This window comes from Solirubrobacter ginsenosidimutans, assembly GCF_027587205.1.
In genome coordinates this window covers 22,876-38,686 of record NZ_JAPDOD010000070.1, presented here as the reverse complement: position 1 = coordinate 38,686, position 15,811 = coordinate 22,876, and the positions used below count along the sequence as shown (strand labels likewise).

Genomic DNA, 15,811 nt, shown 5'->3' with positions numbered 1-15,811 from the left:
GCCGCGCCGCGCGCCGCGGGACCGTCGCCCGCCGCGCACCCCGCCGCCCGCCCGCGCACCGCCAATCGCCGCGGCGCCGCCGCGCGCGTCACTCCGCCCGCCCCACCGCGGGTCATGGAGCCGTACGCGGTCTCCAACCACCGGTTCGCGGCGTTCGCGAACGCCACCGGCTACGTCACCGACCCCGAGCGCGACGGGTGGTCCTTCGTCTTCGCCGGGCGCCTGCCCGACGACTTCCCACCCACCCGCGCGCTCGCCAGCGCGCCGTGGTGGCGGGCGGTCCAGGGCGCATCGTGGCGGGCACCCGACGGCCCCGGCTCGTTCGCGGCGTCCGATCATCCCGTCGTGCACGTCTCCCACGCCGACGCGCTCGCGTTCTGCGCGTGGGCGGGCGTGGCGTTGCCGACCGAGGCGCAGTGGGAGCGCGCGGCCCGTGCGGGCGTCACCACGCGCTACCCCTGGGGCGACGAGTGGTCATTCGCCCGCGCCAACTCGTTCCGCGGCGCCGAGTTCCCGCACGGCGCCGCCGGCACCGTCCCGGTCGACGCCTTCGAGCCCAACACGCTCGGCCTGCACAACGTCGTCGGCAACGTGTGGGAATGGACCGCCGAAGGCGTGCTGCGCGGCGGCTCCTACCTCTGCCACCCGTCCCACTGCGATCGCAACCAACTCTCAGGACGCACCGAAGGCGACGCGCCGATGGGCCACATCGGTTTCCGCGTAGTCTCCGGCTGATGGAGAAGCGGCCGCTCGGTGACTCGGGCGTCGACGTCGCCACGGTCGCGCTCGGGTCGTGGCTGACGTACGGCGGCGGGGTCGGGCGGGAACAGACCGAGGCGTGTACGCGGGCGGCGATCGAGGCGGGGATCACGCTGTTCGACACCGCAAACGTGTACGGACGCGGGGCTGCGGAGCGGGCGTGGGGCGAGATCCTCAGCGCCTATCCGCGCGAGTCGTACGTCTTGGCGACCAAGCTCTTCTACCCCATGGGGCCGCGGGATCGCGGGCTTTCGCGCGAGCAGGTGTTCAAACAGCTCGACGCCTCGCTGAAGCGGCTGCGGACCGACTACGTCGACCTCTACCAGTGCCACCGCTACGACGAGCCAGTTCCGCTGGAGGAGACGCTGGGCGCGCTGACCGAGGTCGTCGCGGCGGGCAAGGTGCGCCACATCGGGTTCTCGGAATGGCCGGCGGCGCGGATCGCGGAGGCGCTGGCACTGCCTGATGTCGCGAAGTTCGTGTCCTCCCAACCGCAGTACTCGGCGCTCTGGCGCGAGCCGGAGGCCGAAGTGATCCCGCTCTGCGCCGCCAACGGGATCACGCAGATCGTCTGGTCGCCGCTCGCGCAGGGCGTGCTGAGCGGCAAGTACCTGCCGGGCGCGGCGGTCCCGGGCGACTCACGCGCGGCCAGCCCGGCGATGAACCGCTTCATCCGCCAGTGGCTCAAGCGCGACGTGCTCGAGCGCGTGCAGCGCCTGCGGCCGATCGCGGATGCGGCGGGGCTGACGATGGCCCAGCTCGCGCTGGCGTGGGTGTTGCAGCGGCCGAACGTCACCGCGGTGATCGTCGGCGCATCGCGGCCGGAGCAGGTGCGCGAGAACGTCCGGGCGGCCGACGCCCGGCTCAGCGCGGACACCGTCACCGCGCTCGAGAACGCCCTCGCCCCGGACGCGCTGACCCTTTTCTAAAGAGGGTCTGACCCCATTTATGTAAAGGGGGTCAGACCCCCTTTAGGTTCAGAAGAGCGGGGGCGTGGTGAGGAGCGGCTCGATGCGCCAGCCGCCGTCAAGCGCGCCGGTGGCGTGGAAGAGCTCGGCGAAGCCCTCCTCGGGGGTGGGTCTGACGAGCCGGCGGGCGACGTCGCGCAGGCCCGCCGCCGGCACGGTCCGCGTGCGCGCCGCGTTGCGCCCCGCGGCCACGGTGTGGTCGACCTCGACGAGGTAGGCGACGAGCGTGAAGCCGGCCTCCACAGCGGGCCGCACGTAGCGCGCCCGCTCGGCCACCGTCGGGTTGGTGTTGTCCACGACGAACGGCTGCCTGGTGTCCAGGCAGGTCTTCAGGAACGCCGCCTCGCGCGCCCGCGTTCGCAGCAGGTCGAGCGAGATCCGCGCGTGGGTCTCCAGGAAGCGGTCGCGATAGAGCGTCGTCTTGCCCGAGCCCTGCACGCCGCAGAGGATCACGGCCTCCACCTCAGCGAGAATGCCACGGTGGTCCATTCGCTGGAAGGTCATTGGCACGGGTACTTCTCACGCGAGCTCGAACCCGCGCTGACGATCGACCCCGGTGACACCGTGCGCTTCAAGACGCTCGACTCGGGGTGGGGCGCCGAACCGTACGCTGGTGGCGCCTACGCACCGCGTCGCAGGGTCGACCACGCCGACAACGACGAGGGCCACGCGCTCACCGGCCCGGTGGCGATCCGCGGCGCGCGCGCCGGGATGACCTTGCGAATCGACATCGGCGAGCTGCGTCCGGGCGCGTGGGGCGCGGTCTGCGCGGGTGGGTGGCTCTCGGCGTGGAACGAGCGGCTGGGCGTCGTCGGCGATGGCATCGTGCACGCCTACCAGCTCGACGCCGCGACCATGACCGGCTGCAGCCACCTCGGCCACACCGTCGCGCTGCGGCCGTTCCTCGGCGTCATGGGCCTGCCGCCGGACAAACCCGGCCGCCACTCGACGGTCCCACCACGCGCCTGCGGCGGGAACCTCGACTGCCGCGAGCTCGTCACCGGCTCGACGCTCTATCTCCCGATCGAGGTCGACGGCGCGCTGTTCTCCTGCGGCGACGGCCACGCGGCACAGGGTGACGGCGAGGTCGCCGGCACCGCGCTCGAGTGCCCGATGGAGCGGGCCGAGCTCACCTTCGAGCTCTCCGACCTCGAGCTGACCACCCCGATCGCCCGCGGCGCCGACGGATCCTGGATCACGCTCGGCGTGCACGAGGACCTCGACGAGGCGGCGTTCAGCGCGCTGGACGCCATGCTCGAACTCCTCGAACGCGAGTACGGCCTGGCGCGCCGTGACGCCCTCGCGATCGCCAGCGTCCACGTCGACCTGCGGGTCACGCAGCTCGTCAACGAGGTCCGCGGCGTCCACGCGGTCCTGCGCGACTGGCGCTAGAGCGGCGCGCGGTCCGCAAGCGACCGCGCGAGCGTCGACTTTCTCGTGTACAGCACGACAAAGTCGACCTTCGCTACGCGGCGGCCTCTTCGAGACCCGCGAGCAGCTGCGGCTCCAGCTCGTCGAGCGCGAGCCGGATCGCGCCGATCAGCGGGCCCCGCTCGGCCAGCGGTGAGGCGGCGAGCCGCGGCGGGCGGCGGACCATGCGCTCCATCCGCGCGCGCAGCGGCGCCAGGAGCACCTCGCCCGCGCGTGCCACGCCGCCGCTGATGACGACGACCTCCGGGTTGACGAGCTGCGCGACGGTGACGATGCCGTGGCTCGCCCAGCGTTCGGCGCGTTCGACGATCTCCAGCGCCTCCTCGTCTCCCGCTCCCGCCGCGGTGAACACGGCCTCCGGGGACTCCCCCGAGAGCTCGCGCACGAGTTGCGCGATGCCGCGCGCGCCGTGCTCTTCCTCGAACGCGCCGAGGAAGGACAGCTCGCCCGCGGCGCCTTCATGCCCGCGCATGAGGACCCCGCCGATCATGATGCCCGCGCCGATCCGCTCGCCCGCGAGCACGCACACGACGTCGTCGACGCCCTGCGCCGCACCGCGCCAGCGTTCGCCGATCACGGCCACGTTGCAGTCGTTCTCGATCAGCAGCGCTTCGCCGAGTGAGCCCGCGAACGCGCCCGCGAGGTCGAAGTCGTCCTCGAAGACGCTGCTGAAGAGCACGCGCCCACGGGGGGTGTTCATCGCACCGGTGCAGGCCACGCACGAGAAGAGCAGCTGCTCGCGGTGCACGCCCGCGTCGCTCAGCGTCGCCGCGATCACCCGCCGCGTGACGTCGAGGCGCTCCTCCCCCGCGAACTCGCGGACGCGCTCGGCCACGATCTCCCCGCGCAGGTCGGCGACCGCGGTGCGCACCTTCGCCTCGCCGATGTCGACGCCGAAGACGTAGCCCGCGTCGGCGCGGAACGTCAGCGAGCGCGCGGGCCGGCCACGCGCGCCGAGGGACCCGCTCACCTCGCTCAGCCACCCGAGCCGCACCAGATCGTCGGCGACCGCGTCCACCGTCGGTCGCGACAACCCCGTCGTCGCGACCAGTTCCGTGACCCGCATCGAATCGGTGACGCGCAGCGCGTCGAGCACCCGCTGAGCGTTCATCCGCCGGAGGAGCCGTGGGGTCGCCATACCGCAAGCTTATTTCATAAACACGCTTGACAAAAGTTTCTTCCGGCGCAACCCTAAACGCAAGGTTCTTTCGTAAAGGACCTTGGAGAGAGCGCATCGTCCTCAGAGGAGAGGGGCAGCACCGTGGCAAGCGTGACGTTCGACAACGTCTCGAAGGTCTACGACAACGGCTTCAGAGCCGTTGACAATCTGGATCTTCAGATCCGGGACGGCGAGTTCATGGTGCTGGTCGGACCATCGGGCTGCGGGAAGACAACCGCCTTGCGGATGCTCGCCGGGCTGGAGGAAATCAGCGAAGGCGACCTCGTGATCGACAACACGGTCGTCAACGAAGTGGCACCGCAGAAGCGCGACATCGCGATGGTCTTCCAGAACTACGCGCTGTACCCGCACCTGACGGTGTACGACAACATGGCCTACGGGCTGAAGATCCAGAAGCTCTCCAAGAGCGACATCAAGCAGCGCGTCGGCGAGATCGCGAAGGTGATCGGGCTCGAGGACCTGCTGGACCGCAAGCCCAAGCAGCTCTCCGGCGGCCAGCGCCAGCGCGTCGCCATGGGCCGCGCGATCGTGCGCCGCCCGAAGGTCTTCCTGATGGACGAGCCGCTGTCGAACCTCGACGCCAAGCTGCGCGTCCAGATGCGCTCGGAGGTCGCGCGCATCCAGCACGAGCTGAAGGCGACGACCGTCTACGTCACCCACGACCAGGTCGAGGCGATGACGATGGGCGACCGCGTGGCGCTGATGCGCCGCGGCGTGCTGCAGCAGGTCGACACCCCGATGCGGCTCTACAACGCCCCCTCCAACCTCTTCGTCGCGAGCTTCATCGGCTCACCGGCGATGAACCTCTTCGAGGCCCAGCTCAACCGCCGCAACGGTCACCTCGTCGCCACCGTCGGCGACCAGCTCCTGCGCCTGGAGCCCGAGGCCCTCGCCAATCCGAACGATCTCGATCGCTTCGCCGGCAAGAACGTCGCGCTGGGCATCCGCCCGGAGCACCTCGAGGACGCGGCCGTGCAGACCGGCGCGCCCAGCGAGCGCCGGCTGCACGCCACGGTGAAGACCGTCGAGGCGCTCGGCGCCGAGCTGATCGCCCACCTCGAGATCGCCGGCAAGCCGGTGCTGACCGACGAGGTCAAGGAGATCGCGGCCGACCTCGACAGCACGATGGCGGCCGAGCTCGAGGCCGAGGCCTTCAACTCGAGGCTCCCGCTCGTCGGGCGCTTCGACGTCGCCTCGCGCGCCCGCGCCGATCAGTCGGTCGAGGTCGTCGTGGACACCAGCCGGATCCACTTCTTCGATCTCGAGAGCGGCGCCGCCATCGGCGGGCACCCGGTGGCGGGTGTGTAAACGATGGCCACCACCACCGTCACGCGCCCGGTCACGGCGCGTCCCAAGGTCAAACGTCGCACCGTGCGCTTCAACGCGGAGGCGCGCACCGCGTTCCTGTTCCTGCTGCCGTGCCTCGTCGGCTTCCTCGTCTTCTACGCGTATCCCGCGCTGCGGGGCTTCTACCTGAGCTTCACCGACTTCGACCTGCTCAAGAACTCGGGCACCTGGGTCGGCGTGGACAACTACAAGGCGCTGCTGCAGGACACGCTGTTCTGGAACGCGCTCTGGATCACGTTCAAGTACGTGGTCATCAACATCAGCGTGCAGACCGTGCTCGCGCTCGGCATCGCGGTGCTGATGCACCGCCTGACGCAGTCGGTGATCGTTCGCAGCGTCGTGCTGCTGCCGTGGCTGGTGCCCAACGCGGTGCTCGCGCTGCTGTGGATGTGGATGCTCGACCCGAACCTCGGCATCGTCAACCACTGGCTCAACGCGATCGGCGTCTCCACCCAGGGCTTCCTCGGCTCCGAGAGCCAGGTGATCCCGACGATCGCCGGCATCAACATCTGGAAGAACATGGGCTACACCGCGCTGCTGCTCTTCGGCGGCCTGGTGATGATCCCGAAGAGCTTCTACGAGGCGGCGGCGATCGACGGCGCGAGCGAATGGCGGATGTTCCGCACGATCACGCTCCCGCTGCTGCGGCCCGTGCTCGCGCTCGTCCTGGTGGTCACCGTGATCGGCTCCTTCCAGGTCTTCGACACGATCCAGATCGCCACGGCCGGCATCGGCGGCGGCAACCCGGGCGGGCCGGGCAACGCCAGCCGCGTCCTCTACATGTACATCTTCCAGCAGGCGTTCGAGTTCAACGCCCTCGGCTACGCCTCCGCGCTCGCCGTCGCGTTGATCGTGCTCCTGGTCATCGTCGCAGCGATCCAGATGAAGATGCTGCGCGCGGACGAATCGGATCTCGCATGAGCACGCTCGCAACCACCACTGAGCGCACGCGCGTCAAGCGCGGCACCAACTGGGGCCGGATCGCGGCCTGGGCCGCGATGGGCCTCCTGCTGTTCATCAGCCTGTTCCCGTTCTTCTGGATGCTCCGCACCGCGCTGTCGACCAACGCGGACCTCGTCACCGGCTCGCAGAAGCTCGTGCCGGACAACCCGACGCTGCTCAATCTCCGCCAGGCGCTCGGGCTCGCCTCCACCGAGGAGCTGACCAAGGCGGGCACGCTCACCTCGGCCGACGTGAACTTCTTCACCGCCCTGCGCAACTCGGTGATCGTCTGCACGCTGATCACGATCGGGCAGGTCACGTTCTGCTCGATGGCGGCCTACGCGTTCGCGCGGCTGAAGTTCCCGGGCCGCGACAAGCTGTTCTTCGTCTTCCTGACGGCGATGATGATCCCGCCGATCTTCACGCTGATCCCGAACTTCGTGCTGATCAAGGACCTGGGCTGGCTGAACACGTTCCCGGGGATCGTCGCGCCGTTCTTCTTGATGACGCCGTTCGCGGTGTTCTTCCTGCGGCAGTTCTTCCTCGGCATCTCCACGGAGGTCGAGGAGGCCGCGCTGCTCGACGGCGCCGGGCGCTGGAAGATCTTCCGTCAGCTGATCATCCCCATGATGGCCGCGCCGCTGGCGACGCTCGCGGTGCTGACCTACATCACCGCCTGGCACGAGTACATGTGGCCGCTCGTCGCCGGCGACTCGGAGAACGTGCGGGTGCTCACGGTGGCCCTGAACGCGTTCAAGTCCTCCACGCCCACCATCGCGCCGCCGTGGGCGCCGCTGATGGCCGCCACGCTGATGGCCTCGCTGCCGCTGATCGTCCTGTTCGCGGTGATGGCCAAGCGCATGGTCGACGCGATCGGCTTCTCGGGGATCAAGTGATGAAGCGACTGCTGATCATCGTGGCGCTGCTGGCCGCCGGGTGCGGCTCGAGCAGCACCGGCGCGCGCACCGCCGACGGCAAGGTCCTGCTGCGCTACCAGCTCTGGGACACCAACCAGAAGCCCGTCTACCAGAAATGCGCGGACAAGTTCGAGCAGGCCAACCCGAACATCAAGATCCAGATCGAGAACAAGAACTGGGGCGACTACTGGAGCGGGCTCGCCCGCGGCTTCATCGCCGACACCGCCCCCGACGTCTTCACCGACCACCTCGGCAAGTACCCGCAGTTCGCCCAGAGCGAGGTCATCGAGACCGTCAGCACCCGCGCGGTGAACATGGACCAGTACCTGCCGGGCCTGGCCAAGCTGTGGCAGTCGCCCGACGGCCGGCAGTACGGCCTCCCGAAGGACTGGGACACGGTCGCGCTGATCGTCAACGAGGACATGCTCACCAAAGCCGGTCTGACCAAGGCGCAGCTCGACTCGGCGACGTGGAACCCGAGCGACGGCGGCAGCTTCGAGCAGATGGTGGCGAAGCTGTCCGTGGACAACAACGGCAAGCGGGGCGACCAGCCCGGTTTCGATCCATCCAACGTCAAGGTCTACGGGCTCGCCTTCGATCCCGGCGGGCTCACCTACGGGCAGACGACCTGGGCCGGCTTCGCCGCCAGCCTCGGGTTCAAGCTCCTCGACAAGAACCCGTGGGGCACGAAGTACAACTACGCCGACCCCGCCTTCGCGCAGACCTTCACCTGGTGGCGCGACATGATCCACAAGGGCTTCATGCCGTCGCTGGAGCAGGCGCGTACGCTCGGCCAGTCCGCGGCGTTCCAGAGCGGGAAGGCCGCGCTGGCGATCGACGGCGACTGGACCATCGGCACCTACTCGGCCACCAAGGGCGTCAAGGTCGGCTACTCGCCGCAGCCCGCGGGACCGAAGGGCAGCTGGAGCATGTACAACGGGCTCGCCGACGCGATCTGGGTCGGCTCCAAGCACAAGCCCGAGGCGCGCAAGTGGGTCGACTTCCTCGCGTCGAAGGACTGCCAGAGCATCGTCGGCACCGAGGCCGTGGTGTTCCCCGCGATCAAGTCCGAGATCCCCAAGGCCGTCGCCAAGCATGAGAAGGACGGGATCGACGTGAGCGCGTTCACGTCCTACATCGACTCGGGCAACACGGTGCTCTACCCGATCACCGACAAGGCGCCGCAGATCAACCTGATCGTGCAGCCCACGCTCGAGGAGTTCCTCAACGGCAATGACGACGCCGCGACGGTGTTCAAGAAGATGAACTCGCAGGTCAACAATCAACTCAAGTACGCCAAGTGATGCTGTCTGTCCTGGCGCATCTCACACCGGTCACGGCGTGCGTGGCGGCATGCAGCCGTGACCCCTTCACCCGGGCCCACGGCCGCGCCGCGCTGCGCTTCCACCTCTCGCTCGCCGTGTACTTCGCGGCGATCGTGGGCGTGCTGGAAGTCACCCGCGGAACGCTCGTCGCGATCCAACTCATCCCGTTCCTGCTGTTCCTGAACCTCGTCCTGGTGCTCAACGCGGTGCTGTTCGCGATCATCGCGATCCACCGCGCGGCGACCGGGCAGACCTTCACCTATCCCCTGACCCTCGGGAGGCACTGATGCCAAAAATTGCGTTCGTCGGAGCCGGTTCGGCCGTCTTCACGCAGAACCTCGTGGGCGACATCCTGAGCTTGCCCGAGCTGCGCGACGACACCACGTTCGCGCTGATGGACATCGACCCCGAACGCCTGCGCACGGCCGAGATCGTCACCGAGCGCCTGATCGACGCGCACGGGTCCAAGGCGCGGGTCGAGGCGACCACGGACCGTCGCGGCGCGCTCGACGGCGCCGACTACGTGGTCACGTCGTTCCAGGTCGGCGGGTACCGGCCGTCGACCGTGACCGACTTCGACATCCCCAAGCGCTACGGCCTGCGCCAGACGATCGCCGACACGCTGGGGATCGGCGGCATCATGCGCGCCCTGCGGACGATCCCGGTGCTGCTCGACGTCTGCCGCGACCTCGAGGAGCTCAGCCCGGACGCGCTGCTGCTCAACTACGTCAACCCGATGGCGATGCTCTGCTGGGCGGCGGGCGAGGCCAGCTCGATCCGTACCGTCGGCCTCTGCCACTCCGTGCAGGGGACGACGGCCGAGCTGGCGCGCGATCTCGGCATCGCCGCCGAGGAGATCGACCAGCTCGCCGCCGGCATCAACCACATGGCGTTCTTCCTGCGTTTCGAGCACGAGGGCGCCGACCTCTACCCCGCGCTGCGCGAGCTCGACCCGCCCGAGCTCAACCGCGTCCGCTACGAGGTGCTCAAGCACTTCGGCTACTTCGTCACCGAGTCCTCGGAGCACTTCGCCGAGTACACGCCGTGGTTCATCAAGGAGGGTCGCGCCGACCTGATCGATCGCTTCAACGTGCCGTTGGACGAGTACCCGCGGCGCTGCGAGCGCCAGATCGGCGAGTGGCAGGCGCTGCGCGACGAGCTCGAGGGCGGCGGCGAGCTCGCGACCGAGCAGTCACACGAGTACGGTGCGCACATCATCCGCGCCTGCGAGACCGGAGAGCCGTACGCGTTCAATGGCAACGTCCCGAATCGCTGGGAGGAAGGGCTGCTGATCGACAACCTGCCCGCGGACTGTTGCGTCGAGGTGCCGTGCGTGGCCTCGGCGCAGGGCGTCGAGCCGCAGCCGGTGGGCGCGCTGCCGCGCCAACTCGCCGCGCTGATGCAGACCAACGTCAACGTGCAGGGCCTGACGGTGGAGGCGGCGCTGACCGGCCGGCGCGAGGCGATCTACCAGGCGGCCATGCTCGACCCGCACACGGCGGCCGAACTGTCACTGGACGAGATCGCGTCTTTGGTGGACGATCTGCTGGAAGCGCACGGTGAGCGGATTCCCTCCCCGATGTTGACGAGATGAGCACCGGCCAGCCGCGAGAGGACGCAAAGATCGCCTTCGATCGCGAGCGGCGGCGGCGTGCTCTCTCCCGGCTGGCCTCGCGGATGCGCTTCGAGGCCGACGACGTCTCGCACATGCTGCCGTTCGAGGAGGTCGTCGGGGCGCTGGGCGCCACGAGCCGCATCTCGATCGGCGAGCAGGTCGTCCCGCTGGACAAGATCGTCGGCACGGTCGACCGCCGCCGCGGCGACTTCGACCGCTCCTTCCGCCCCTCCCCCAACACGCGGGGGCGGTGGGAGCGGATCGCGGAGGCGCGCAAGCGCGGCGAGGCGATGCCGCCGATCGACGTCTTCCAGATCGGCGACCTCTACTTCGTCCAGGACGGCCATCACCGCGTGTCCGTCGCGCGAGCGATGGGCGACAAGGACATCAACGCCAATGTGATCCAGGTCCGCACCAAGCTCGGCGCGGGCCCCGAGCTGCAGATCCGCGACCTGCCGTTGAAGGCGCATGAGCGGGTCTTCAACGAGCGGGTGCCGCTGCCGGCCTCGGCGCGCGAGCGCATCCAGCTCTCCGACGAGTGGCGCTACGCCCAGCTGGCGACGCTGGTCGAGTCCTGGGGCTACCGGGCCGGGCTGCAGCGCGAGCGGGTGCTGCCGCGCCCCGAGATGGCGCTCCTGTGGTTCCGCGAGGAGTACGAGCCGATGGTGGACATGCTGCGCGAAGCGGGGCTGGGCGGCGGCGGGACCGAGACCGAGCGCTACCTGCGCGTCGCCATGCTGCGGTTCCTGCTGCTGCAGCGCCACGACCTCAGCGACGACCTCGCCGAGCGGCTGGCGGGCGAGGTCAAGCACCCGAGCCAGGCGGCCGAGCAGGACACGATGACCCACCAGATCATCAAGGAGATGCGGGACTAGCGATCAGGGCGCGGAGGCGGCTGAGCAGCGTGACCTCCGTGAACGGCTTGTCGACGATCTGGCCGCCGTTGGAGAGGTCGCCCATCGGGCCGATGACCGGCTGCGCGTAGCCCGACATGAACAGCACGCGGATGCCCGGACGCAGCGCGCTGACGCGGGCGGCGACCTCCTTGCCGAGCATCTCCGGCATGACGACGTCCGTGAGCAGCACGTCGATCTCGCCGGGGTGGTCGTCGGCGATCCGGACGGCGTCGGCGCCCCCGCCCGCGACCAGCACCGCGTAGCCGCCGCCGACGAGGATGCGCCGGGTCACCTCGAGCATCGCCGGCTCGTCCTCGACCACGAGGATCGTCTCGCCGCCGCCCGGCTCCGCCGGACCCTGGGGTGCGACGACCGCTTCCGGCACCGGGGCGTCGGTCGTCGGCCACAGGATCGTGAACGTCGTGCCGAGTCCCGGCTCGGAGTAGATCTGCGCGTATCCCCCGGCCTGCGTGACGATCCCGTGCACGGTGGCGAGGCCGAGCCCGGTGCCGCCTGAGGCCTTGGTGGTGAAGAACGGCTCGAACGCCCGCGCGACGACGTCGGCGCCCATGCCCGCGCCCGTGTCGCTCACCCGTAGCCGTACGTAGTGCCCGGGCGGCAGGTTCGCCCGCGTGCCGGCGTAGGCCTCGTCGACGACGATGTTCTCGGTGTCGAGCGTCAGCGTGCCGCCGTCGGGCATCGCGTCGCGCGCATTGACGGCGAGGTTGACCAGCACCTGCTCGAGCTGTCCGTAGTCCGCCATGATCGGCCACAGGTCCGGCGCCAGCGTCGTGCTCAGCACGACCTGCTCGCCGAGCGTCCGGCGCAGCAACTCCTCCATCTCGATGACGACGCCGGTGAGGTCGAGCACCTTCGGCCGCACGACCTCCCTTCGGGCGAAGGAGAGCAATTGCTGCGTGAGGCGCACGGCGCGCTCGCCGGCCTTGCGGATCTCGACCACGTCGCGCTCGTCGCGGCTGCCGGTCTCCGCGCGACGCTCGATGAACGACGCGTAGCCGAGGATCACCGCCAGCAGGTTGTTGAAGTCGTGCGCCACGCCGCCCGCGAGCTGGCCGAGGCTCTCCAGGCGCTGGGACTGCTGGAACTGGCCGCGCAGGCGCTCGCGGGCGGTGACGTCCTCGGCGATCACGACGGACGCCTCACGGCCGCGGAAGTCGATCGCGTGCGAGGCGATGCTGACGACGATCGTCGAGCCGTCGCGGCGGACGTGCTCGGTCGGGGACCGCTCGAGCTGATCGACGCTCATCCCCACCAGCTCCTCGCGGGGATAGCCGTAACCGGCGACGGCGGCGTCGTTGACCTCGAGGATGCGCCGGCTCTCGGTCTCGTGCACCCACATCGGCAGCGGGCTGCCCTCGAAGACGACCCGGTAGGCCTCCTGCTCGCGGCGGAGGGCGACCGCGAGCTCGTTGAGCCGGCGGGCGAGCGAGCTGATCTCGGACGGGCCGGCGACGGTCACCGGGCGTGCCTCGCCCTCGGCCGTCGCGCTGCGCACCTCGGCGCCGAGCCGGGCGAGCGGCCGCGCGATGCGCCGGTGGACGACCGCTGCCGCCAGCCCGAACAGCAGCAGCCCGGCGAGGATGATCGTCAGCTCGCGGTGATTGAGCTGGCGGGTGGCGGCGAGCGCCTGCGCGCGGTCGGCGCCCGCGTAGACGTGCCAGCCCGCGCCGGCGACCTTGGCGTTCGCGTAGAGGCGGGCGACGCCGTCGACGTCGCGGTCGGTGACGGTCGACGCCAGCGGCTTGCCGATCCAGTCCTTCGGGCGGATCGAGCGGGTCAGGATGCGCTTGCCGCTCGCGTCGGCGAGCAGGAACTCGAGGCCCCGCGGGCCGCCGTAGCTCTTGTGCAGGCTGAGGCCGACGGCGTCGAGGTTGAACGAGGCGAGCACGAGGCCGAGCTTCGGCACCGGAGCGGTGGCGAGGACGACCTGGTCGCCGGTCCGGGGGTCGGCCGCGGGCGCCAGCAGGAGCGGCTCCTTCAGTGCCCGTCGCAGCCACGGCGCGCCGGCGTAGGAGCGGTCGAGCAGGCGCTTGAGCGACGAGCACGCCACCGATCCGTCGGTCCTGACGAGGTCGAGGTGGCCGGTCGTGTACGCGTCGGTCCCGCCGAACGTGAGCCCGCATTCCTTCGGCTTGGCGAAGGCCGTGACGACACCCGGGTTGCCCGCCGCGGCGCCGACGGTCTGCTGGAGCACCTTGATGCCGTCGCCGATCTCGCGAGCGGCGAGGTTGGCGCCGAAGCGGGCGTCGGCCGTCGCCGCGTCGCGCGCGTCGTCGCCGGCCTGCACCCGCCCGTAGACGACCGCCGCTCCCGCCGCGACGACGAAGAGCGCTGTCAGACCGGCCAGATAGGCGCGAAGCGGCATCGTTCGTGACCCGGGTGCGATGTTCGCACCGCCAACGTCGTGGCGCGCCGGCACTCGCGGGGTTGGTTCGTGCGCGGACCGATTAGGGTCCAACGCCCCGTGCAGAACGTCCACGCGATGCGCCCCGAGGTACGCGCCGACTACGACGCGGCGCTCGCGGTCGCGGTCGGCGATGTGGCCTTCGCGGTGCGTTTCGAGCGGTTCTTCACCGAGCTGCGGGATCCGCTGTTCGCGCTGTACGGGACCGACCCGCGCTTCGCGGACGCGTGGGAGCGGCTGCTGCGCTCGATCGCCGCGACCGCGGCCTCGCGTCCCGACGAGTTGCGGGCGCTCGACCACGAGCGCGAGATCACCCCCGACTGGCTCCAGCGCGAGCAGGCGGTCGGCTACGTCACCTACGTCGACCGCTTCGCGGGGGACCTGGCGGGGGTGCGCGAGAAGCTCCCCTACCTGCGCGAGCTGGGGATCACGTACCTGCATCTGATGCCGCTGCTGCACGCGCGGCCGGCGCCCAACGACGGCGGGTACGCCGTGGTCGACTACGGCGCCGTCGACCCGTCTTTGGGCACGCTGGACGACCTCCGCGCGCTGGCGGGCGACCTACGCGAGGCCGGGATGGCGCTGTGCGTGGACGTCGTGCTCAACCACACCGCCGCCGAGCACCCGTGGACCGTGTCGCATCCCGACTACTACCGCTCGTTCCCGGATCGCGAGCGCCCCGACGCCTTCGAGCGCACCTTGCCCGACGTCTTCCCCGACACCGCGCCGGGCAGCTTCACGTGGGTCGCGGACCGGTGGGTCTGGACGACGTTCAACGCCTACCAGTGGGACCTCGACTACACGAACCCCGACGTGTTCGTGGCGATGGCGGGCGCCATGCTCGACCTGGCCGCCGTGGGCATCGACGTGCTGCGCCTCGACGCGGCGCCGTTCCTGTGGAAGCGGGTGGGGACCAACTGCCAGAACCAGCCCGAGGTCCACGAGCTGCTGCAGGCGTTCCGGGCGGCGATGCGGATCGCCGCGCCAGCGGTCGCCTTCAAGGCCGAGGCGATCGTCGCTCCGCGCGACCTCGTCCCCTATCTCGGGACCGGGCGCCACGAGGGCAAGGAGTGCGACCTCGCCTACCACAACGTGCTCATGGTGCTGCTCTGGAGCGCGCTGGCGAGCGGGCGGGTGGGGCTGATGACCAGCACGCTGCGAGCGATGCCCCCGGTTCCCCCGGGCGCCGGCTGGCTGACCTACGTACGCTGCCACGACGACATCGGGTGGGCGATCACGCCCGAGGACGGCGCGCGGGTGGGCGACGACGCGTACCTGCACCGCCGGTTCCTGGCCGACTTCTACGCGGGTGACTTCCCCGGGACGTTCGCGCGCGGCGTGCGCTTCCAGCCCGACCCGCGGACCGGCGAGGCGCGGACCTCAGGCACCTGCGCGTCGCTGGCGGGCCTGGAGAGCGCGCCCGACGACGTGGCGGTCGACCTGGCCGTGCGGCGGGTGCTGCTCCTGCACGCCGTGGCGTTCGCCCACGGCGGGCTGCCGCTGATCTACATGGGCGACGAGCTGGGGCTGCTCAACGACACGTCGTACCTGGAAGACCCGCACAAGCGCGACGACAACCGCTGGCTGCACCGACCGGCCATGGATTGGGAGGCCGCGGGGCGCCGGCACGACCCGGCGACTGTGGAAGGCCGCCTGTGGGCGGGGCTGCGACGGCTGATCACGGCCCGCCGCGGCACCCGCGCGATCCACGTCCAGGGCGTGACCGAGCCGCTGTGGACCGGCAACGACCACGTCTTCGGCCTCTGCCGCGAGCAGGCGGGCGAGGCGCTGCTGGTCATCGCCAACTTCACCGCCGACCCGCAGGCGGTCTCGCTCGACGTCGTCCGCTCACGCGGCTTCACCCTCACCGGCGAGGTCACCGAGCCCGACGGCCGCGGTGTCGAGGCGTACCACGACTTCGTCGTGCTCGCGCCCTACCAGCACCTCTGGTTTCACCGGTGAAGAAGCAATGTCCTGGACGTTCGTAGGGCGCCTGCGCCGCCGAT

At 70.3% G+C, this 15,811-nt stretch carries 14 protein-coding genes; 11 read left to right on the top strand and 3 right to left on the bottom strand.

The window, feature by feature from the left end:
* The coding region (locus tag OM076_RS40420; protein WP_270045880.1) for a formylglycine-generating enzyme family protein at positions 1–735 on the top strand (735 nt) is incomplete at its 5' end.
* Complete coding sequence (locus OM076_RS40415; RefSeq protein WP_270045879.1) at positions 735–1,688, top strand: aldo/keto reductase family protein; 954 nt, start codon at positions 735–737, stop codon at positions 1,686–1,688. The genes OM076_RS40420 and OM076_RS40415, both read left to right, overlap by 1 nt.
* A 48-nt stretch (positions 1,689–1,736) precedes the next feature.
* Here the strand turns inward: OM076_RS40415 and OM076_RS40410 are convergent, their stop codons facing one another.
* Positions 1,737–2,189, bottom strand: a complete 453-nt coding sequence (locus OM076_RS40410; RefSeq protein WP_270045878.1) for an AAA family ATPase — start codon at positions 2,187–2,189, stop codon at positions 1,737–1,739.
* Positions 2,190–2,207: 18 nt separating this feature from the next.
* On the opposite strand from OM076_RS40410, the gene OM076_RS40405 reads away from it, so the two are divergent.
* Complete coding sequence (locus OM076_RS40405) at positions 2,208–3,119, top strand: acetamidase/formamidase family protein (protein ID WP_270045877.1); 912 nt, start codon at positions 2,208–2,210, stop codon at positions 3,117–3,119.
* A gap of 73 nt (positions 3,120–3,192) precedes the next feature.
* Here OM076_RS40405 and OM076_RS40400 read toward each other — a convergent pair whose 3' ends face one another.
* Positions 3,193–4,296 (bottom strand): ROK family transcriptional regulator, encoded by a 1,104-nt coding sequence (locus OM076_RS40400; RefSeq protein ID WP_270045876.1) that lies wholly within the window; start codon positions 4,294–4,296, stop codon positions 3,193–3,195.
* Between the two features lie 132 nt (positions 4,297–4,428).
* Between OM076_RS40400 and OM076_RS40395 the strand changes: the two genes are divergently transcribed.
* Genes OM076_RS40395 through OM076_RS40365 form a run of 7 tightly spaced genes read left to right on the top strand, consistent with a single transcriptional unit; the run spans position 4,429 to position 11,359 of the window.
* Positions 4,429–5,646, top strand: a complete 1,218-nt coding sequence (locus OM076_RS40395; protein ID WP_308214370.1) for an ABC transporter ATP-binding protein — start codon at positions 4,429–4,431, stop codon at positions 5,644–5,646.
* A 3-nt stretch (positions 5,647–5,649) separates the two neighbouring features.
* Entirely contained in the window at positions 5,650–6,606 is a 957-nt protein-coding gene (locus OM076_RS40390) for a carbohydrate ABC transporter permease (protein ID WP_270045874.1), read from the top strand.
* Positions 6,603–7,523: a carbohydrate ABC transporter permease gene (locus OM076_RS40385; RefSeq protein ID WP_270045873.1), complete on the top strand. Its 921-nt coding sequence runs from the start codon at positions 6,603–6,605 to the stop codon at positions 7,521–7,523. The genes OM076_RS40390 and OM076_RS40385 overlap by 4 nt, the downstream gene beginning before the upstream one ends.
* A complete protein-coding gene (locus OM076_RS40380; RefSeq protein ID WP_270045872.1) occupies positions 7,523–8,848 on the top strand; it encodes an ABC transporter substrate-binding protein in 1,326 nt (441 codons plus the stop codon). Before OM076_RS40385 ends, OM076_RS40380 begins: the two co-directional genes overlap by 1 nt.
* Positions 8,848–9,156, top strand: a complete 309-nt coding sequence (locus OM076_RS40375) for a magnetosome magnetite crystal formation protein family (RefSeq protein ID WP_270045871.1) — start codon at positions 8,848–8,850, stop codon at positions 9,154–9,156. Before OM076_RS40380 ends, OM076_RS40375 begins: the two co-directional genes overlap by 1 nt.
* A complete protein-coding gene (locus tag OM076_RS40370; RefSeq protein WP_270045870.1) occupies positions 9,156–10,463 on the top strand; it encodes an alpha-glucosidase/alpha-galactosidase in 1,308 nt (435 codons plus the stop codon). Before OM076_RS40375 ends, OM076_RS40370 begins: the two co-directional genes overlap by 1 nt.
* Complete coding sequence (locus tag OM076_RS40365) at positions 10,460–11,359, top strand: hypothetical protein (protein ID WP_270045869.1); 900 nt, start codon at positions 10,460–10,462, stop codon at positions 11,357–11,359. The genes OM076_RS40370 and OM076_RS40365 overlap by 4 nt, the downstream gene beginning before the upstream one ends.
* Here the strand turns inward: OM076_RS40365 and OM076_RS40360 are convergent.
* On the bottom strand, positions 11,340–13,766 hold the full coding sequence (locus tag OM076_RS40360; protein ID WP_270045868.1) for an ATP-binding protein: 2,427 nt from the start codon (positions 13,764–13,766) through the stop codon (positions 11,340–11,342). The genes OM076_RS40365 and OM076_RS40360 overlap by 20 nt on opposite strands.
* A gap of 99 nt (positions 13,767–13,865) precedes the next feature.
* Between OM076_RS40360 and OM076_RS40355 the strand changes: the two genes are divergently transcribed.
* The gene (locus OM076_RS40355; RefSeq protein ID WP_270045867.1) at positions 13,866–15,767 is read left to right on the top strand and encodes an alpha-amylase family protein; all 1,902 of its coding nucleotides are present in this window, start codon (positions 13,866–13,868) and stop codon (positions 15,765–15,767) included.
* The last annotated feature ends 44 nt before the right edge of the window (positions 15,768–15,811 follow it).